The organism is Gelidibacter pelagius (assembly GCF_017581925.1).
Classification (GTDB): domain Bacteria; phylum Bacteroidota; class Bacteroidia; order Flavobacteriales; family Flavobacteriaceae; genus Gelidibacter; species Gelidibacter pelagius.
Window position 1 is genome coordinate 120,170 of sequence record NZ_JAGEVG010000009.1, and the last position, 16,819, is coordinate 136,988.

The window sequence follows — 16,819 nt, forward strand, 5'->3', positions numbered from 1 at the left end:
AACATTTGGTTCAAACGAAGCTGGATCAAATCAAGAAGAAATTTTACAGTAAGAAAATATTAAAAAGTTGCCGACAGACTGATATGAATTTTAGAATTTGACAGCTTAATACTTTGATTTTCTGAACTGCCATTACTATAGTTCAATTTAAAAAGCCCAGCTTGTGTGAGCACTCCAAATCCAAAACCTAATCCTAAGAGTTTGCTTTTCAGATCAAGGATCTGATTTTCGTAATAGGCGAGGTCGATAATGGAATTAACATAGAGATTGCTCGAGACTTTATATCGATACTCTGTATTGAATACGGCATATAAATTGGCTGTCAAGCTATTTTCTTCAAAGCCTCTTATGGAGTTAATCCCCCCAAACCGAAATAATTCGTTTTCAATATATGTATCCGAATCTAAAATCGCAGCACTGACCTGACCATAAATACTATTCCTGAGATTAAGATTGACTATTTTAAAACTGTTCAATTCCAGTTTAGTTTGTGATTGACCAATGTCTTCAATGGTTCTTTTGCCCATTCCCGCAGATATGTCAAACTGAAAGTTGACAGGAAACAACTTATCATAGCGTTGTGGTCTTATATGAATATAACTGAGGTTGTAAAATGTCGATTTAAAATCGTTAATAGTCAAATTAAGGTTGTCCAATAAATTGGTAGATGCCTGTGTATTGATGCCCAATGCCAGGCTGTTTTTTGGATCGAATTGATAATCCATTTTGGCAAACTGGGTTGTGGTAACAAAAGAAGAATCCTTTTTGAAAATATTGAGGCCCAGTTGCAACCCTATTGGAGACCCAAATAAATAGGGAAGTTTTGCTTTGACATCAAAAGTCTTTTGCTCACTTTCGTCACTTTTATAGAGCAATCGGAGTGATTCACCGTAATTGAGATTGTTGATCAGGTGGAGATTGAGGTAGCCATCAAACTCTAGTTTATCGGTATCGGTGTTTGTGCCAAAACCCAAGAATCCATCAAACGTATTGCTTTTTTGTTTTTCTACATATATATATAGTAAGGTCGAATCTTTAGTGAAAAGTATTTCAGGATCTTTTATTTGGGCGGCAAACTGTAAATTCTCTAAAGCCTCCGTTTTTTCTCTTATGGTTTTTAAATTGAAGGCTTGCTTGCTTTTAATCTTTAGGTAGCGCTTTACATAAGGTTTTGGGAATTTATCGTAGCCTTTAACAATAACGGTATCGATTGTTCTTTGCAGTTGTGCTACAATGTTTAAGTCGGCATATAAAACACCTGCCTCTTTTCTGATATTGGTAAGTTGAAGTTTAGAAAAAGGATCTCCTGTGTTTGCAATCTCAGCGTTCAATGTTTTAAGGGATGCTTCCAGGGAATTAATTTCAACTTCGAAATAGTTTTCCGTGATGACATTTGATACTAATTTCAGGATTTTTCGATTAAAACCAGTGTCAAAATGAATTCTGGCCGTTGTATAGCGTTTGCCTAAAATATATGTGGCGACAAAAGATGAGTCGTTGACTTTTTTTAAATCGAGAAACTCACTTTCCAAATAACCTAAATGGGATAAGGAATTTGCTATTGAATTGACCTCCAATTCAAGTGAATTAAAGTCGCTAAACCTCTGTTGGTAGCCCAAAGCGTCAAGTATGATTGTTGCATCCTCATTGGCCCCGAGAGCTTTTAACTCTAAAGATTGAGCTAAAAGGTTTGAAGTGGATAGCCATCCGACAAGAAATATGAAAGCGGTTGTTTTTAAGGTCATGTTAAGCTTAAACATCTTCAAAGCTAACGGAAATTTTTGTCTAAAAATATGTACTATGTTAAATAAATGGTCAAAGATTTAAAAATTAATCACTTTACATTTGAAAAAAAGAAATTATTTTCTACCTTTGCAGCCCTCAAAAGCGAGGAGTAAAATAAATTTATATAGAAATATATGCCAACAATTTCACAATTAGTACGAAAAGGAAGAACCAAAATAACCAAGAAGAGTAAATCGGTTGCCCTTGATTCGTGTCCACAAAGACGTGGTGTGTGTACTCGTGTTTACACGACGACACCTAAGAAACCTAACTCAGCAATGCGTAAGGTAGCAAGGGTTCGTTTGACAAACGGAAACGAGGTCAACGCATACATCGGCGGCGAAGGTCACAATCTACAGGAGCACTCGATAGTATTGGTTAGAGGTGGAAGGGTAAAAGATTTGCCAGGAGTTAGATATCACATCGTTCGTGGTGCCTTAGACACCGCAGGTGTTACAGGTAGAACACAACGTAGATCTAAATACGGAACAAAACGCCCTAAAAAGTAAAACAAGTTAGGTGTTATGAGTTATGAGTTATGAGTGCGTTTGCCTCAATCTCTAACCTCTGACGACTAATAACTAAAAACTTAAGAAGAAGACATGAGAAAAAGAGCAGCAAAAAAGAGACCGCTTTTACCAGATCCACGTTTTAACGACCAGTTAGTAACTCGTTTCGTTAACATGATGATGTGGGATGGAAAGAAGTCTGTGGCATTTAAAGTATTTTATGATGCAATTGACATTGTAGAATCAAAGAAAACTGACGAAGAAAAAACAGCCTTGGAAACATGGAAAGATGCTTTATCTAACGTAATGCCTCACGTAGAAGTACGTAGTCGTCGTGTTGGAGGTGCAACATTCCAAATTCCAATGCAGATTCGTCCAGACCGTAAAGTATCTACAGCCATGAAATGGATGATCAGTTACTCACGAAAAAGAAATGAAAAATCTATGCCAGCAAAACTTGCAGCTGAAATTTTAGCCGCAGCCAAAGAAGAAGGTGCTGCCGTTAAAAAACGTATGGATACACATAAAATGGCAGAAGCTAACAAAGCATTCTCACACTTTAGATTCTAAAACATGGCAAGAGACTTATTACTTACAAGAAATATAGGAATTGCAGCACATATTGATGCTGGAAAAACAACAACAACAGAACGTATCTTATTTTATACCGGTGTCAACCATAAATTAGGTGAAACTCACGAAGGATCATCTACTATGGACTGGATGGAGCAAGAAGCAGAGAGAGGTATTACCATTACTTCAGCTGCAACGACTTGTGATTGGGTATTTCCAAAAGAAAATGGAGAGCCAACAGAAGATGCTCAAAGCTATCACTTTAATATTATTGACACTCCAGGTCACGTTGATTTTACGGTTGAAGTAAACCGTTCATTACGTGTTCTTGATGGCTTGGTGTTCTTGTTTAGTGCAGTTGATGGTGTTGAACCGCAATCTGAAACTAACTGGAGACTTGCCGATAACTATAAAGTTCCAAGAATTGGGTTTGTTAACAAAATGGACCGTCAAGGTGCCAACTTTTTAGAGGTTAACAAACAGGTTAAAGAAATGCTCGGATCTAATGCAGTGCCAATTGTATTGCCTATTGGAGACGAGGGTGATTTTAGAGGTGTTGTTGATTTAGTGAGAAATAGAGCTGTAGTTTGGCACGATGAAAACTTTGGTGCTACTTATGATGTGGTGCCTATTCCTGAAGAGATGAAGGAAGAGGTTCGTGAATACAGAGCTTTATTAATAGAAGAAGTAGCGAGTTACGACGAAAACTTATTAGAGAAATTCATGGAAGATGAAGACTCTATTACAGAAGTAGAAGTACATGCTGCATTAAGAGCTGCCGTTATGGATATGGCCATTATCCCAATGATATGTGGGTCATCATTCAAAAACAAAGGAGTTCAATTTTTATTGGATGCTGTTTGTCGCTACCTACCTTCTCCAATGGATAGAGAAAGTGTAATTGGAGTCAATCCAGATACGGAAAAAGAAGAAAGACGTAAACCAAGTGTGAAGGAGCCATTTGCTGCTTTGGCATTTAAGATTGCTACAGATCCTTTTGTAGGTCGTTTGGCATTCTTTAGAGTTTATTCTGGACGTTTAGATGCTGGTTCTTATATCTTGAACAACCGTTCAGGTAAAAAAGAACGTATCTCACGTATCTACCAAATGCACTCCAACAAGCAAAATGCACTTGATTATATCGAGGCAGGAGATATTGGAGCTGCAGTAGGATTTAAAGATATCAAGACTGGTGATACCATGTCTGATGAAAAACATCCAATTGTTTTAGAGTCTATGGACTTCCCAGATCCAGTTATTGGTATCGCTGTGGAACCAAAAACTAAAGCTGATGTTGATAAAATGGGTATGGCTTTGGCTAAGTTGGCTGAAGAAGATCCAACGTTTACAGTAAGAACTGATGAGGCATCAGGACAGACGATTATTTCTGGAATGGGTGAGCTTCACTTAGATATTATTGTTGACCGTATGCGTCGTGAGTTCAAAGTTGAAGTCAACCAAGGTGCACCACAAGTTGAATATAAAGAAGCTATTACCAAAGCGGCACAGCACAGAGAAGTTTATAAAAAACAATCTGGTGGTCGTGGTAAGTTTGCTGATATCCAATTCACATTGGAGCCAGCTGATGAAGGTAAAGTAGGATTGGAGTTTATTTCTGCTATTAAAGGTGGTAACGTTCCTAAGGAATTTATCCCATCTATTGAAAAAGGATTTAAACAAGCTATGGTCAACGGCCCATTGGCAGGCTACGAAGTTGATGCTATGAAAGTAACATTGACAGATGGTTCTTACCATGATGTCGATTCTGATCAACTATCATTTGAATTGGCTGCAAGAATCGGATTTAGAAATGCTGCAAAAGCTGCTAAAGCTGTGATCATGGAACCAATCATGAAAATTGAGGTGATCACACCAGAAGAAAACATGGGTGACATTGTAGGAGATTTGAACCGTCGTAGAGGACAAATGAGTGACATGGGTGACAGAGCTGGAGCTAAAACTGTTAAAGCAACTGTGCCATTATCTGAAATGTTTGGTTATGTAACTACATTAAGAACATTGTCTTCAGGTCGTGCAACATCAACAATGGAATTTTCACATTATGCTGAAACACCTTCTAATATATCTGAAGAAGTGATTAAAGCAGCTAAAGGCGTCGAAGCTTAAATTATAAGAAAATGAGTCAAAAAATCAGAATAAAGCTAAAATCATACGATCACAGTTTAGTAGACAAATCTGCTGACAAGATTGTGAAAACAGTAAAAAGTACAGGCGCAGTTGTAACGGGACCAATTCCATTACCAACACACAAGAAAATTTTCACTGTACTACGTTCTCCACACGTCAACAAGAAAGCTAGAGAGCAGTTCCAATTAAGTTCATACAAAAGACTTTTGGACATCTATAGTTCTTCATCAAAAACTATTGATGCTTTGATGAAGCTTGAATTGCCAAGTGGTGTAGAAGTAGAGATCAAGGTATAGAGACGCAATTTTTTGCGTCTGAACAAAGAAAGGCGCAATGCATCGCGCTTCAACATGTCCTAAGCTGCGGGCGAGGGAAAAACGGTAAAAATACATTCAGGGCTGAAGTATTTTCGGCCCTGAGTATTTTGGATCCGTACGGACAAGTCGCGACTTGTCCGTACAAGCAAGCAAAAATTAAATAGTAAGTAATTAATAATAATCAATAAATAATAATTATGTCTGGGTTAATAGGAAAAAAGATCGGTATGACCAGCATCTTTGATGAAAACGGGAAAAACATTCCTTGTACAGTAATCGAAGCTGGACCATGTATCGTTACCCAAGTCAGAACCGAAGAGGTTGACGGGTATAGTGCTCTTCAACTTGGTTTCGATGACAAGACAGAGAAAAGCGCCACAAAAGCTGAAGCAGGTCATGCTAAGAAAGCCGGTACTTCTGTTAAAAGAAAAGTCGTTGAATTCCAAGGGTTTGGAGGAGATTACAAATTAGGTGATGCTATCACTGTAGAACATTTCATCGAAGGTGAATATGTTGACATTGCAGGTACATCTAAAGGAAAAGGATTTCAAGGTGTCGTTAAGCGTCACGGATTTGGTGGTTCAGAAATGACCCACGGTCAGCAAAGTATGGGTAGAGCTCCTGGTTCTGTTGGTGCAGCTTCTTATCCTGGAAGAATATTCAAAGGAAAGAAGATGGCCGGAAGAATGGGTGGCGAAAGAGTGAATGTTGAAAATTTAAGAGTTTACAAGGTAGTTCCTGAAAAGAACTTATTGGTGGTCAAAGGATGTGTTCCTGGTCATAAGAACTCTTATGTAATTATTCAGAAATAATGAAAGTAGCAGTTGTAGATTTAAACGGAAAAGACACGGGTAGAAAGGTTGAGCTTTCTGCAGATGTGTTTGCTATTGAGCCTAATAATCATGCGGTTTACTTAGATGTTAAGCAATTTCTTGCTAACCAACGTCAAGGAACGCATAAGGCTAAGGAAAGAGCAGAAATCTCTGGAAGCACACGTAAGATAAAAAAACAGAAAGGTACAGGTACTGCACGTGCAGGATCTATCAAGTCTGGAATTTTTAGAGGTGGTGGACGAATGTTTGGTCCAAGGCCAAAAAACTATAGCTTCAAATTGAACAAAGGCCTTAAGCGTTTAGCGCGTAAATCAGCCTTAACAATGAAAGCTAATGACGAGGCAATCGTGGTAATGGAAGACTTCAATTTTGACTCCCCAAAAACCAAAAACTTCACTAACGTATTGAAAGCGTTGGGTGTTGAGAATAAAAAGTCTTTGTTTGTGTTGGGAGCGTCAAATAATAATGTATATTTGTCCTCACGTAATTTAAAAGGTTCTGACGTTATAATGAACTCAGAATTAAGCACTTACAAGATTTTAAATGCAAACAAATTAATCCTTTTGGAGAGCTCTTTAGAAGGAATTGAATCGAATTTAAGTAAATAAGGAAACATGAGCATCTTAATTAAACCTATAATCACTGAAAAAGCGACAGCTAATAGCGAGTTAAATAACTGCTATAGCTTCCAAGTGAATACGAAGGCGAACAAGGTTGAAATAAAAAAAGCGGTGGAAGCTGCTTATGGCGTTTCCGTTGAAAAAGTTCGTACTATAAATGTCCGTCCAGATAGAAGAACCCGTCACACAAAGACAGGTATTCAAAATGGTAAAACAAATGCTGTCAAAAAAGCAATTGTACAACTGGCGGAAGGGGAATCTATTGATTTATACACTAACATGTAATTAAAGACAAATGTCAGTAAGAAAATTAAAACCGATCACACCAGGTCAGCGATTTAGAGTAGTAAATGGTTATGACGCCATTACTACTGATAAGCCGGAAAAGAGCTTGCTCGTTCCGAACAAAAGATCGGGTGGTAGAAACAGTCAAGGAAAAATGACCATGCGCCAAATTGGTGGAGGTCATAAAAGAAGGTATCGTATCATCGATTTCAAACGTAACAAAACTGGAGTTCCAGCAGAAATTGCATCTATCGAGTACGATCCAAACAGAACGGCATTTATCGCTCTTTTGAATTATCAAGATGGTGAGAAACGTTACATTATTGCTCAAGCTGGTATGAAAGTAGGGCAGAATGTAGTTTCTGGAACTGAGAATATTGCTCCAGAAATTGGAAATGCAATGACATTGAAGCATGTACCGCTTGGTACTATTATTTCATGTATTGAATTGCGTCCGGGACAGGGAGCTATTATGGCAAGAAGTGCTGGTTCATTCGCCCAATTAATGGCGAGAGATGGAAAATTTGCATCCGTGAAATTGCCTTCTGGCGAAACACGTTTGATTCTTGTAGAATGTATGGCGACAATTGGCGCGGTATCTAATCATGATCATCAATTGATTGTCTCTGGTAAAGCAGGTCGATCAAGATGGTTAGGAAGACGTCCACGTACAAGACCGGTAGCAATGAACCCTGTCGATCACCCAATGGGTGGTGGTGAAGGACGTGCTTCAGGTGGTCATCCAAGATCAAGAAACGGAATTCCAGCTAAAGGTTATAGAACACGTACTAAAACCAAAGCGAGCAACAAGTATATTGTAGAACGTAGAAAGAAATAATTGAGATAATATGGCACGTTCATTAAAAAAAGGACCTTACATCCATTATAAATTGAGTAAAAAAGTTGAAGAGAATGTAGCTTCAAATAAAAAGACGGTAATCAAAACGTGGTCTAGAGCCTCTATGATTTCACCAGATTTTGTTGGACAAACAATCGCTGTTCACAATGGTCGTCAATTTGTACCAGTTTATGTAACTGAGAACATGGTAGGTCACAAGTTAGGAGAATTTTCACCAACCCGATCTTTTAGAGGTCACGCAGGTGCAAAAAATAAAGGTAAAAAATAAGTAGAGCTATGGGAAGTCGTAAAAAACAAATGGCAGACGCTATTAAGGAAGAAAAAAAGCACATCGCTTTTGCTAAACTTAATAACTGTCCTACATCACCGAGAAAAATGCGCTTAGTTGCGGATTTGGTTAGAGGACAAAAAGCTGAGATGGCTCTAAATATCTTAAGATTTAGCCCGAAAGAAGCATCTCGTCGTTTAGAGAAGTTGGTGCTTTCAGCAATTGCCAATTGGCAAGCAAAAAACGAAGATGCAAGCATTGAAGATGCTGACTTGTTCGTTAAAGAGATCAGAGTAGATGGTGGCGCAATGTTGAAGAGACTACGTCCAGCACCTCAAGGTCGTGCACACAGAATTAGAAAACGTTCCAACCACGTGACCGTGGTTATTGGAGCAAAAAATAACACACAAGCTTAAATAGAGATATGGGACAAAAGACAAATCCAATCGGAAATCGTTTAGGAATTATCAGAGGATGGGAATCTAACTGGTATGGTGGCAATGATTATGGAGATAAACTTGCTGAAGACGACAAGATTAGAAAATATATCCATGCTCGTTTATCTAAAGCAAGTGTGTCGAGAGTAATTATTGAGCGTACGCTTAAACTTGTAACCGTTACTATCACAACTGCAAGACCAGGTATCATTATCGGGAAAGGTGGTCAAGAGGTAGACAAGTTAAAAGAAGAGCTTAAGAAAATTACTGATAAGGAAGTTCAATTGAACATCTTCGAGATCAAGAGACCAGAATTGGATGCCTTTTTAGTGGCATCTAGCGTTGCTCGTCAAATCGAGAATCGTATTTCTTACAGACGTGCCATCAAGATGGCTATTGCTGCAACAATGCGAATGAATGCTGAAGGAATCAAGATTCAAATTAGTGGTCGTTTAAACGGTGCTGAAATGGCACGTTCTGAGCACTACAAAGAAGGAAGAATTCCATTATCGACGTTTAGAGCCGATATTGATTATGCTTTAGTTGAGGCACATACTACTTACGGTAGATTGGGTGTTAAAGTGTGGATCATGAAAGGTGAAGTATATGGTAAAAGAGAGCTTTCACCGTTAGTTGGTTTATCCAAAAAACAAGGTGGCAAAGGAGGATCTGATTCGCCAAGACGTGGTGGGAATAACAAGGCCCGACGTAGAAAGTAATTTTTAAAGTAAAAGAAAAATGTTACAACCTAGAAAGACAAAATTCCGTAAGCAGCAAAAAGGCCGCATGAAAGGAAATACCGGTAGAGGACATGAACTTTCAAATGGAATGTTCGGAATAAAATCGGTACACGAAACGGGAATGTTTTTAACATCTCGTCAAATTGAAGCAGCTCGTATTGCAGCTACACGTTATATGAAAAGAGAAGGGCAACTTTGGATCAAAATATTTCCAGACAAGCCTATCACCAAGAAACCTCTTGAAGTACGTATGGGTAAAGGTAAAGGTGCTGTAGAATATTGGGTAGCGGTAGTAAAACCTGGTAGAGTTATGTTTGAAGTAGGTGGCGTGCCAATAGACGTTGCAAAAGAAGCATTACGTTTGGCAGCTCAAAAATTACCTGTAAAAACAAAATTCCTAATCGCCAGAGATTACGGTGTTTAATATATAGATATTATGAAGCAATCAGAAATTAAACAGCTTTCTACAGCTGAATTACAAGATAAGTTAGGTGAAACTAAAAAGAGTTATGCTGACCTGAATATGGCTCATGCTATCTCACCGTTAGAAAATCCGATTCAATTACGCAACGTGAGACGTTCTGTAGCAAGAATTGCAACCGAATTAACTAAAAGAGAAGTACAATAATTTGTATTCCGCTGAAAGATGGAAAAAAGAAATTTAAGAAAAGAACGTATAGGAGTTGTAACTAGTAACAAAATGATGAAATCCATCGTTGTTGCCGAAGTTAAAAAAGTAAAACATCCTATGTATGGAAAATTCGTGTTAAAAACGAAAAAATACGTTGCACACGATGAGACAAATGACTGTAACATTGGAGATACGGTAAAGATCATGGAAACAAGACCTTTAAGTAAATCTAAATGTTGGAGACTAGTAGAAATAATTGAAAGAGCTAAGTAATTATGTTACAACAAGAATCAAGATTAAAAGTAGCTGATAACACTGGAGCAAAGGAAGTATTGACTATCCGTGTTCTAGGTGGTACTAAAAGAAGGTATGCTTCTCTAGGTGACAAGATAGTTGTTTCTGTAAAAGATGCAACACCTAATGGTAACATCAAAAAGGGAGCTGTTTCTACAGCTGTTGTTGTACGTACCAAAAAAGAGGTAAGACGCCCAGACGGATCATATATCAGATTTGATGATAACGCTTGTGTACTTTTAAATCCGCAAGGAGAAATGAGAGGCACGCGTGTTTTTGGACCTGTAGCAAGAGAACTTCGTGATAAGCAATTCATGAAAATTGTATCATTGGCACCTGAAGTGCTGTAAAGACGCAGAATGTTGCGTTCCAACAGCTAAGCATTTCAAAAAAAGATAAAGATGACGACAAAGTTTAAAATAAAAACAGGAGATACAGTACAAGTCATTGCCGGAGACCATAAAGGTACAGAAGGTAAGGTTGTAAAAATCTTAAAGGAAAAAAACAAGGCAATCGTTGAAGGCGTGAACATGGTTAAGAAACATACTAAACCAAGTGCACAAAGTCCTCAAGGTGGCATTGTAGAGAAAGAAGCACCTATTCATATTTCCAACCTATCACTTTTGAACAAGAAAGGTGAAACAACACGTGTTGGTTATAGAATGGAAGGTGATAACAAAGTGAGATTTTCTAAAAAATCAAATGAAGTAATTTAGTTATGGCATATATTCCAAGATTAAAACAAGAGTATAAGGAAAAAGTAATTTCCGCTCTTACAGAAGAATTCGGATATAAGAACGTAATGCAAGTTCCTAAACTTCAAAAGATAGTATTATCAAAAGGAGTGGGTGCTGCAGTTGCCGATAAAAAATTAGTAGATCATGCAGTGGACGAATTGACTAAAATTTCAGGTCAAAAAGCGGTTCCTACAGTATCTAAAAAAGATATCGCATCGTTTAAATTACGTAAAGGTATGCCAATTGGCGCTAGAGTTACATTACGCGGAGAGCAAATGTATGAATTCCTAGACCGTTTGGTGACATCAGCATTACCACGAGTAAGAGACTTTAACGGTATTAAAGCTAAAGGCTTTGACGGTAGAGGAAATTACAACTTGGGTATTACTGAACAAATTATATTCCCAGAGATTGATATTGATAAAGTCAACAATATTTCTGGAATGGATATTACCTTTGTGACTTCAGCTGATACAGATAAAGAAGCAAAATCGCTATTAACAGAATTGGGTTTACCTTTTCAAAAGAATTAAGATATGGCTAAAGAATCAATGAAAGCCCGTGAGGTGAAAAGACAAAAAATGGTAGCTAAGTATGCTGAAAAACGTAAAGCTTTAAAAGAAGCTGGCGATTATGAAGGCTTACAGAAATTACCAAGAAATGCATCACCTGTACGTTTGCACAACCGTTGTAAATTGACCGGAAGACCAAGAGGGTATATTCGTACTTTTGGGGTTTCTCGTGTGACGTTTCGCGAAATGGCAAACCAAGGCTTGATACCAGGTGTGAGAAAAGCATCTTGGTAAAAACGCAATGCCTTGTGTTTCTGACACAAGCAATGGCCTTGCGTTTTTAACACAATGCGATTCATCGCATTGTAGAGATGCGATAAATCGCATCTTAGATGTTCAACATTTTATTTGCACATCTTAGTAAGAGTATAAACTGGGCAAAGGTTTGGAGAGAACCAAAAACCAAGTCCGCAATTTAATATAAATGAATACAGATCCAATCTCAGATTATCTAACGCGGGTTAGAAATGCAGTTATGGCCAACCACAGAGTTGTTGAAATACCTGCATCCAATCTAAAAAAAGAAATCACTAAAATATTATTCGACCAAGGATATATTTTAAGTTACAAGTTTGATGACTCTTCAGTACAAGGCACTATCAAGATAGCCCTTAAGTACAACAAAGAGACTAAAGAACCTGTTATCAGAAAAATTCAAAGATTAAGTAAACCAGGTTTACGTAAATACGCAAGCTCAAGTGAAATGCCAAGAATCCTTAACGGACTTGGAATTGCAATTGTTTCTACTTCTCACGGAGTAATGACAGGAAAGCAAGCGCATCGAGCGAATGTTGGTGGTGAGTTATTGTGCTACGTTTACTAAAAAAGGGAAGATATGTCAAGAATAGGAAATAATCCAATAGCAATCCCAGAAGGGGTTACAGTAGACGTCAAAGACAACGTAATTACCGTAAAAGGTAAGTTGGGTGAATTAGCTCAAGAATTTTCAAACGTTGAAATTACAGTTAAAGATGGTGAGGTGTCAGTTGCACGTCCATCAGACAGTAAAGAAGCAAGAACTAACCATGGTCTTTACAGATCATTGGTTAATAATATGGTACACGGCGTATCAGAAGGATGGACCAAACAATTGGAATTGGTAGGTGTAGGTTATAGAGCCACAAACCAGGGACAAAGATTAGATTTGGCTTTAGGGTTCTCTCATAATATCGTTTTATCAGTAGCTCCTGAAGTTACAGTAGAGACGATTTCTGAAAAAGGAAAGAATCCAATCGTAAAGTTGACTTCACATGACAAACAATTGGTAGGACAGGTAGCAGCGAAGATTCGCGGATATAGAAAACCTGAGCCTTACAAAGGAAAAGGAATCAAGTTTGTAGGAGAAGAATTAAGAAGAAAAGCAGGTAAATCAGCATAATCGTTTAGTTATGGCATTGACAAAAAATCAAAGAAGATTAAGAATAAAAAGCAGAATCCGAAAGGTTATTTCTGGAACAGAAACGAGACCTCGTTTGGCTGTATTTAGAAGCAATAAAGAAATTTATGCTCAAATTATAGACGATGTAACTGGTAATACTATTAGTGCTGCATCTTCAAGAGATAAAGATATTAGTTCTGCAAAAGGAACCAAATCAGAAATTGCTGCCCTTGTTGGGAAAGCGCTTGGTGAAAAAGCATTGAAGGCTGGTGTAGAAACAATCTCTTTTGATAGAGGTGGTTATCAATATCACGGAAGAGTAAAATCGTTAGCAGAAGGTGCTAGAGAAGCAGGACTAAAATTTTAAGACATTATGTATCGAAAATATAAAAACGCAGAATTAGTAAAGCCAAGTGGTTTAGACCTTAAAGATCATCTTATAGGGGTTCAGAGAGTTACTAAAGTTACTAAAGGTGGTAGAGCATTCGGTTTTTCAGCTATTGTTGTAGTTGGAGATGAAGCAGGTGTTGTTGGACAAGGTTTAGGGAAATCTAAAGATGTTGCAACTGCAATTGCAAAAGGAATAGAAGATGCCAAGAAAAACTTGGTAAGAATTCCACTTCTTAGAAAGACTTTACCTCACGAACAAAAAGGTAAGTACGGCGGAGCACGAGTTAATATTATTCCAGCTACCGAAGGTACTGGAGTTATTGCTGGTGGAGCTGTAAGAACGGTTTTGGAGGCAGTTGGTATCCAAGATGTATTATCAAAATCTCAAGGATCTTCAAATCCTCATAACGTAGTTAAAGCAACTTTTGATGCCTTGTTACAATTGAGAAGCGCAAAATCTGTTGCTAAGGATAGAGGAATTTCACTTGAGAAAGTATTTAACGGTTAATCAATACAATAATGGCAAAGATTAAAGTAAAAAAAGTAAAGAGTGCTATCAACCGTACGCTACAACAAAAGAGAATATTGGAATCTTTAGGTTTGCGTAAAATGAATCAGGTTGTTGAGCATGACGATACGCCAAGTATCCTTGGAATGATTAATAAAGTTCAACATTTAGTTTCTGTAGAAGAAATAAATTAACAATATGCTTTCAATTTTATTAAAGGTTTAATGAATTATTCAATCTGACCTTAATATAAAATAGAATTGAACAGATTAAACAAAATAATACAGCATAACAATGGATTTAAGTAATTTAAAACCGGCTGAAGGGTCAGTTAAAAATCAAGGAAAAAGAATAGGTAGAGGACAAGGTTCTGGAAAAGGTGGTACCGCAACTCGTGGTCACAAAGGTGCTAAGTCACGTTCTGGTTATTCTAAGAAAGTAGGATTTGAAGGAGGGCAAATGCCACTTCAAAGACGTGTGCCTAAGTTTGGATTTACAAATATCAATCGTGTGGAATATCAAGGTGTGAACCTCGATAAATTACAGCAGTTGGTGGATGATAAAGTCATTAAGGACACTGTTGATTTGGTGACACTTTTAGAACTAGGTATTGTGAACAAGAATGATCTTGTTAAAATATTAGGTCGTGGTGAATTAACATCAAAATTAACCGTAACTGCTCATAAATTTACTGCTTCAGCAAAAGCTGCTATTGAAGCTGCAGGAGGAGAAGCTGTAACTTTATAAGATTGTTTAGAGGATGAAATTTATAGAGACTTTAAAAAATGTTTGGAAAATAACAGAACTAAAAGATAGAATCATGCTTACGCTTGGTCTACTTTTAGTTTATCGTTTTGGTGCTCAAGTCGTTTTACCAGGTATTGATGCAAGTCAATTGGGTGAGTTGGCCAGTAATACGGATCAAGGTATTTTAGGGCTTCTTAATGCCTTTACAGGTGGAGCTTTTGCAAATGCTTCTGTATTTGCCTTAGGGATCATGCCATACATTTCAGCTTCAATTGTTGTTCAATTAATGGGTATTGCAATTCCTTACCTTCAAAAATTACAGAAGGATGGAGCGAGTGGCCAAAAGAAGATAACTCAAATTACACGTTGGTTGACCATCGCTATCTGTTTGGTGCAAGCACCTGGATACTTGGCAAGTTTACCAGCTTTGGGTATTCCTACATCAGCGTTTTTATTGGGAACAGGAACGATGTTCTATGTGTCTTCAGTAATTATATTGGTTACAGGGTGTGTCTTTGCAATGTGGTTGGGTGAAAAGATTACCGATAAAGGTATTGGTAATGGGATCTCATTATTAATTATGGTTGGTATTATTGCCCGTATGCCTGCATCTTTTGTTCAGAATTTTGCTTCAAGAGTAGAAGGTGGTGGAAACGGTGGAATGATGATGGTATTAATTGAATTGGTAATTTGGTTTGTGATCATTTTACTATCGATCATGTTGGTCATGGGTGTTCGTAAGATTGCCGTCCAATATGCACGTCGTACTGCCTCTGGTGGATACGAAAAGAATGTGTTTGGATCAAGACAATTTTTACCATTAAAATTGAACGCTTCTGGTGTAATGCCAATTATCTTTGCACAGGCAATTATGTTTGTTCCTACTTTAATTGGTAAAGGATTAGGTGAAGGTCCTGTTGGACAATGGTTACAAACTAATTTCAATGACTTTTTTGGTCTTTGGTACAATATAGTATTCGGATTGTTGATTATCGTATTTACGTATTTCTACACCGCGATTACTGTACCAACCAATAAAATGGCAGATGATTTAAAACGTAGTGGTGGTTTTATACCTGGTATTAGACCAGGAACTGAAACTTCTGAATATTTAGATAAGATAATGTCTCAAATAACCTTACCAGGTTCTATATTTTTGGCAATGATTGCTGTGTTCCCAGCGGTTGTAGTTAAACTGATGGGCGTACAGGATGGTTGGGCATTGTTCTTTGGTGGTACATCATTACTGATTATGGTAGGAGTGGCAATTGATACCATGCAACAGGTGAATTCATACTTATTGAACAAACACTATGACGGCTTAATGAAAACCGGCAAAAATAGAAAAGCAATAGCTTAATATTATTATGGCAAAACAAGCAGCAATAGAACAAGACGGATCAATTATTGAAGCATTATCAAATGCTATGTTCCGTGTAGAATTAGAAAATGGACACATTGTAACTGCGCATATTTCTGGTAAAATGCGTATGCACTACATTAAATTGTTACCAGGAGACAAAGTAAAATTGGAAATGAGTCCTTATGATTTATCAAAGGCTCGCATAACATACAGATATTAGATTGCGGATTGGCAATTTGGGGTTTCAATTATGAAATCAACAATCGTTAATCATCAATCGTTAATTATTAATCATTTATAAAATGAAAGTAAGAGCATCAGTTAAAAAAAGAAGTGCCGATTGTAAATTGGTGCGTCGAAAAGGAAGACTTTACGTCATTAACAAAAAGAATCCTAGATTCAAACAAAGACAAGGATAGATATGGCAAGAATTGCAGGTGTTGATATACCAAAACAGAAAAGAGGAGTAGTCTCTTTAACTTACATCTATGGGATAGGTGCAAGTAGAGCAAAAGATATCTTAGCCCAAGCTAAGGTTGACGAAAGCACAAAAGTTCAAGATTGGACTGATGATGAAATCAGTAATATTCGTGAGGCCGTAGGCGCTTTTACTATTGAAGGCGAATTACGTTCTGAAATTCAATTAAACATTAAGCGATTAATGGATATTGGATGTTACAGAGGTATTCGTCATAGAGTTGGACTTCCATTAAGAGGTCAGCGTACTAAAAACAACTCTAGAACTAGAAAAGGTAGAAGAAAAACTGTTGCTAACAAGAAAAAAGTAACTAAATAATAACAAGACATTAGTCATTAGTAATGAGA

29 protein-coding genes are annotated in these 16,819 nt (G+C 37.4%); 28 read left to right on the forward strand and 1 reads right to left on the reverse strand.

What is annotated here, in order from left to right:
* Positions 1-59: 59 nt before the first annotated feature.
* Positions 60-1,745, reverse strand: a complete 1,686-nt coding sequence (locus J4051_RS09115; RefSeq protein ID WP_208233568.1) for a BamA/TamA family outer membrane protein — start codon at positions 1,743-1,745, stop codon at positions 60-62.
* 174 nt (positions 1,746-1,919) lie between these two features.
* Between J4051_RS09115 and rpsL the strand changes: the two genes are divergently transcribed.
* The 28 genes from rpsL (at position 1,920) to rpsM (ending at position 16,790) form a co-directional block, all read left to right on the forward strand.
* Positions 1,920-2,294 (forward strand): 30S ribosomal protein S12, encoded by a 375-nt coding sequence (gene rpsL / locus J4051_RS09120; protein WP_027126027.1) that lies wholly within the window; start codon positions 1,920-1,922, stop codon positions 2,292-2,294.
* Between the two features lie 93 nt (positions 2,295-2,387).
* Complete coding sequence (gene rpsG / locus J4051_RS09125) at positions 2,388-2,864, forward strand: 30S ribosomal protein S7 (RefSeq protein WP_208233569.1); 477 nt, start codon at positions 2,388-2,390, stop codon at positions 2,862-2,864.
* Between the two features lie 3 nt (positions 2,865-2,867).
* Positions 2,868-4,994, forward strand: coding sequence for an elongation factor G (fusA, locus tag J4051_RS09130; protein WP_208233570.1), 2,127 nt, complete (start codon positions 2,868-2,870; stop codon positions 4,992-4,994).
* 11 nt (positions 4,995-5,005) lie between these two features.
* On the forward strand, positions 5,006-5,311 hold the full coding sequence (gene rpsJ, locus J4051_RS09135; protein ID WP_129018480.1) for a 30S ribosomal protein S10: 306 nt from the start codon (positions 5,006-5,008) through the stop codon (positions 5,309-5,311).
* Between the two features lie 218 nt (positions 5,312-5,529).
* The gene (gene rplC / locus J4051_RS09140; RefSeq protein ID WP_208233571.1) at positions 5,530-6,144 is read left to right on the forward strand and encodes a 50S ribosomal protein L3; all 615 of its coding nucleotides are present in this window, start codon (positions 5,530-5,532) and stop codon (positions 6,142-6,144) included.
* Positions 6,144-6,773 carry a 50S ribosomal protein L4 gene (gene rplD / locus J4051_RS09145; RefSeq protein ID WP_208233572.1) on the forward strand — a complete coding sequence of 210 codons (630 nt, stop codon included), beginning with the start codon at positions 6,144-6,146 and terminating at the stop codon, positions 6,771-6,773. Before rplC ends, rplD begins: the two co-directional genes overlap by 1 nt.
* A 6-nt stretch (positions 6,774-6,779) precedes the next feature.
* Positions 6,780-7,070 (forward strand): 50S ribosomal protein L23, encoded by a 291-nt coding sequence (gene rplW / locus J4051_RS09150; protein ID WP_146893505.1) that lies wholly within the window; start codon positions 6,780-6,782, stop codon positions 7,068-7,070.
* 10 nt (positions 7,071-7,080) lie between these two features.
* Complete coding sequence (rplB, locus tag J4051_RS09155) at positions 7,081-7,908, forward strand: 50S ribosomal protein L2 (RefSeq protein ID WP_208233573.1); 828 nt, start codon at positions 7,081-7,083, stop codon at positions 7,906-7,908.
* A 10-nt stretch (positions 7,909-7,918) separates the two neighbouring features.
* Positions 7,919-8,197 carry a 30S ribosomal protein S19 gene (gene rpsS / locus J4051_RS09160; protein ID WP_040248524.1) on the forward strand — a complete coding sequence of 93 codons (279 nt, stop codon included), beginning with the start codon at positions 7,919-7,921 and terminating at the stop codon, positions 8,195-8,197.
* An 8-nt stretch (positions 8,198-8,205) separates the two neighbouring features.
* The gene (gene rplV / locus J4051_RS09165) at positions 8,206-8,613 is read left to right on the forward strand and encodes a 50S ribosomal protein L22 (protein ID WP_163517580.1); all 408 of its coding nucleotides are present in this window, start codon (positions 8,206-8,208) and stop codon (positions 8,611-8,613) included.
* 8 nt (positions 8,614-8,621) lie between these two features.
* Positions 8,622-9,353 (forward strand): 30S ribosomal protein S3, encoded by a 732-nt coding sequence (rpsC, locus tag J4051_RS09170; protein ID WP_208233574.1) that lies wholly within the window; start codon positions 8,622-8,624, stop codon positions 9,351-9,353.
* Between the two features lie 19 nt (positions 9,354-9,372).
* Positions 9,373-9,798, forward strand: a complete 426-nt coding sequence (gene rplP / locus J4051_RS09175) for a 50S ribosomal protein L16 (protein WP_208233575.1) — start codon at positions 9,373-9,375, stop codon at positions 9,796-9,798.
* Between the two features lie 12 nt (positions 9,799-9,810).
* Entirely contained in the window at positions 9,811-10,002 is a 192-nt protein-coding gene (gene rpmC, locus J4051_RS09180) for a 50S ribosomal protein L29 (RefSeq protein WP_027126039.1), read from the forward strand.
* Positions 10,003-10,020: 18 nt separating this feature from the next.
* On the forward strand, positions 10,021-10,278 hold the full coding sequence (rpsQ, locus tag J4051_RS09185; protein WP_013869035.1) for a 30S ribosomal protein S17: 258 nt from the start codon (positions 10,021-10,023) through the stop codon (positions 10,276-10,278).
* A 2-nt stretch (positions 10,279-10,280) separates the two neighbouring features.
* Positions 10,281-10,649, forward strand: a complete 369-nt coding sequence (gene rplN, locus J4051_RS09190) for a 50S ribosomal protein L14 (protein WP_129018488.1) — start codon at positions 10,281-10,283, stop codon at positions 10,647-10,649.
* 51 nt (positions 10,650-10,700) lie between these two features.
* Positions 10,701-11,015, forward strand: coding sequence for a 50S ribosomal protein L24 (gene rplX, locus J4051_RS09195; RefSeq protein ID WP_208233576.1), 315 nt, complete (start codon positions 10,701-10,703; stop codon positions 11,013-11,015).
* Positions 11,016-11,017: 2 nt separating this feature from the next.
* Positions 11,018-11,569 (forward strand): 50S ribosomal protein L5, encoded by a 552-nt coding sequence (gene rplE, locus J4051_RS09200; protein WP_208233577.1) that lies wholly within the window; start codon positions 11,018-11,020, stop codon positions 11,567-11,569.
* 3 nt (positions 11,570-11,572) lie between these two features.
* Positions 11,573-11,842: a 30S ribosomal protein S14 gene (gene rpsN, locus J4051_RS09205; protein WP_208233578.1), complete on the forward strand. Its 270-nt coding sequence runs from the start codon at positions 11,573-11,575 to the stop codon at positions 11,840-11,842.
* A 190-nt stretch (positions 11,843-12,032) separates the two neighbouring features.
* Positions 12,033-12,431, forward strand: coding sequence for a 30S ribosomal protein S8 (gene rpsH / locus J4051_RS09210; protein WP_208233579.1), 399 nt, complete (start codon positions 12,033-12,035; stop codon positions 12,429-12,431).
* A gap of 12 nt (positions 12,432-12,443) precedes the next feature.
* The gene (gene rplF / locus J4051_RS09215; protein ID WP_208233580.1) at positions 12,444-12,986 is read left to right on the forward strand and encodes a 50S ribosomal protein L6; all 543 of its coding nucleotides are present in this window, start codon (positions 12,444-12,446) and stop codon (positions 12,984-12,986) included.
* 10 nt (positions 12,987-12,996) lie between these two features.
* The gene (gene rplR / locus J4051_RS09220; RefSeq protein ID WP_208233581.1) at positions 12,997-13,353 is read left to right on the forward strand and encodes a 50S ribosomal protein L18; all 357 of its coding nucleotides are present in this window, start codon (positions 12,997-12,999) and stop codon (positions 13,351-13,353) included.
* Positions 13,354-13,359: 6 nt separating this feature from the next.
* Entirely contained in the window at positions 13,360-13,884 is a 525-nt protein-coding gene (gene rpsE / locus J4051_RS09225) for a 30S ribosomal protein S5 (protein WP_129018495.1), read from the forward strand.
* 11 nt (positions 13,885-13,895) lie between these two features.
* Positions 13,896-14,078 carry a 50S ribosomal protein L30 gene (rpmD, locus tag J4051_RS09230; RefSeq protein ID WP_208233582.1) on the forward strand — a complete coding sequence of 61 codons (183 nt, stop codon included), beginning with the start codon at positions 13,896-13,898 and terminating at the stop codon, positions 14,076-14,078.
* 100 nt (positions 14,079-14,178) lie between these two features.
* On the forward strand, positions 14,179-14,631 hold the full coding sequence (gene rplO / locus J4051_RS09235) for a 50S ribosomal protein L15 (protein ID WP_208233583.1): 453 nt from the start codon (positions 14,179-14,181) through the stop codon (positions 14,629-14,631).
* A gap of 13 nt (positions 14,632-14,644) precedes the next feature.
* Positions 14,645-15,991 carry a preprotein translocase subunit SecY gene (secY, locus tag J4051_RS09240; protein ID WP_208233584.1) on the forward strand — a complete coding sequence of 449 codons (1,347 nt, stop codon included), beginning with the start codon at positions 14,645-14,647 and terminating at the stop codon, positions 15,989-15,991.
* A 7-nt stretch (positions 15,992-15,998) separates the two neighbouring features.
* Positions 15,999-16,214, forward strand: coding sequence for a translation initiation factor IF-1 (gene infA, locus J4051_RS09245; protein WP_027126052.1), 216 nt, complete (start codon positions 15,999-16,001; stop codon positions 16,212-16,214).
* Positions 16,215-16,296: 82 nt separating this feature from the next.
* Positions 16,297-16,413 carry a type B 50S ribosomal protein L36 gene (ykgO, locus tag J4051_RS09250; protein WP_008269159.1) on the forward strand — a complete coding sequence of 39 codons (117 nt, stop codon included), beginning with the start codon at positions 16,297-16,299 and terminating at the stop codon, positions 16,411-16,413.
* Positions 16,414-16,415: 2 nt separating this feature from the next.
* Positions 16,416-16,790, forward strand: coding sequence for a 30S ribosomal protein S13 (gene rpsM / locus J4051_RS09255; protein WP_208233585.1), 375 nt, complete (start codon positions 16,416-16,418; stop codon positions 16,788-16,790).
* Positions 16,791-16,819: the final 29 nt, after the last annotated feature.

Excerpts from the sequence above, each read along its gene's own strand:
- J4051_RS09115 (WP_208233568.1), bottom strand. The coding sequence starts at position 1,745 with ATGACCTTAAAAACAACCGCTTTCATATTTCTTGTCGGATGGCTATCC.
- rpsL (WP_027126027.1), top strand. The coding sequence starts at position 1,920 with ATGCCAACAATTTCACAATTAGTACGAAAAGGAAGAACCAAAATAACC.
- rpsG (WP_208233569.1), top strand. The coding sequence starts at position 2,388 with ATGAGAAAAAGAGCAGCAAAAAAGAGACCGCTTTTACCAGATCCACGT.
- fusA (WP_208233570.1), top strand. The coding sequence starts at position 2,868 with ATGGCAAGAGACTTATTACTTACAAGAAATATAGGAATTGCAGCACAT.
- rpsJ (WP_129018480.1), top strand. The coding sequence starts at position 5,006 with ATGAGTCAAAAAATCAGAATAAAGCTAAAATCATACGATCACAGTTTA.
- rplC (WP_208233571.1), top strand. The coding sequence starts at position 5,530 with ATGTCTGGGTTAATAGGAAAAAAGATCGGTATGACCAGCATCTTTGAT.
- rplD (WP_208233572.1), top strand. The coding sequence starts at position 6,144 with ATGAAAGTAGCAGTTGTAGATTTAAACGGAAAAGACACGGGTAGAAAG.
- rplW (WP_146893505.1), top strand. The coding sequence starts at position 6,780 with ATGAGCATCTTAATTAAACCTATAATCACTGAAAAAGCGACAGCTAAT.
- rplB (WP_208233573.1), top strand. The coding sequence starts at position 7,081 with ATGTCAGTAAGAAAATTAAAACCGATCACACCAGGTCAGCGATTTAGA.
- rpsS (WP_040248524.1), top strand. The coding sequence starts at position 7,919 with ATGGCACGTTCATTAAAAAAAGGACCTTACATCCATTATAAATTGAGT.
- rplV (WP_163517580.1), top strand. The coding sequence starts at position 8,206 with ATGGGAAGTCGTAAAAAACAAATGGCAGACGCTATTAAGGAAGAAAAA.
- rpsC (WP_208233574.1), top strand. The coding sequence starts at position 8,622 with ATGGGACAAAAGACAAATCCAATCGGAAATCGTTTAGGAATTATCAGA.
- rplP (WP_208233575.1), top strand. The coding sequence starts at position 9,373 with ATGTTACAACCTAGAAAGACAAAATTCCGTAAGCAGCAAAAAGGCCGC.
- rpmC (WP_027126039.1), top strand. The coding sequence starts at position 9,811 with ATGAAGCAATCAGAAATTAAACAGCTTTCTACAGCTGAATTACAAGAT.
- rpsQ (WP_013869035.1), top strand. The coding sequence starts at position 10,021 with ATGGAAAAAAGAAATTTAAGAAAAGAACGTATAGGAGTTGTAACTAGT.
- rplN (WP_129018488.1), top strand. The coding sequence starts at position 10,281 with ATGTTACAACAAGAATCAAGATTAAAAGTAGCTGATAACACTGGAGCA.
- rplX (WP_208233576.1), top strand. The coding sequence starts at position 10,701 with ATGACGACAAAGTTTAAAATAAAAACAGGAGATACAGTACAAGTCATT.
- rplE (WP_208233577.1), top strand. The coding sequence starts at position 11,018 with ATGGCATATATTCCAAGATTAAAACAAGAGTATAAGGAAAAAGTAATT.
- rpsN (WP_208233578.1), top strand. The coding sequence starts at position 11,573 with ATGGCTAAAGAATCAATGAAAGCCCGTGAGGTGAAAAGACAAAAAATG.
- rpsH (WP_208233579.1), top strand. The coding sequence starts at position 12,033 with ATGAATACAGATCCAATCTCAGATTATCTAACGCGGGTTAGAAATGCA.
- rplF (WP_208233580.1), top strand. The coding sequence starts at position 12,444 with ATGTCAAGAATAGGAAATAATCCAATAGCAATCCCAGAAGGGGTTACA.
- rplR (WP_208233581.1), top strand. The coding sequence starts at position 12,997 with ATGGCATTGACAAAAAATCAAAGAAGATTAAGAATAAAAAGCAGAATC.
- rpsE (WP_129018495.1), top strand. The coding sequence starts at position 13,360 with ATGTATCGAAAATATAAAAACGCAGAATTAGTAAAGCCAAGTGGTTTA.
- rpmD (WP_208233582.1), top strand. The coding sequence starts at position 13,896 with ATGGCAAAGATTAAAGTAAAAAAAGTAAAGAGTGCTATCAACCGTACG.
- rplO (WP_208233583.1), top strand. The coding sequence starts at position 14,179 with ATGGATTTAAGTAATTTAAAACCGGCTGAAGGGTCAGTTAAAAATCAA.
- secY (WP_208233584.1), top strand. The coding sequence starts at position 14,645 with ATGAAATTTATAGAGACTTTAAAAAATGTTTGGAAAATAACAGAACTA.
- infA (WP_027126052.1), top strand. The coding sequence starts at position 15,999 with ATGGCAAAACAAGCAGCAATAGAACAAGACGGATCAATTATTGAAGCA.
- ykgO (WP_008269159.1), top strand. The coding sequence starts at position 16,297 with ATGAAAGTAAGAGCATCAGTTAAAAAAAGAAGTGCCGATTGTAAATTG.
- rpsM (WP_208233585.1), top strand. The coding sequence starts at position 16,416 with ATGGCAAGAATTGCAGGTGTTGATATACCAAAACAGAAAAGAGGAGTA.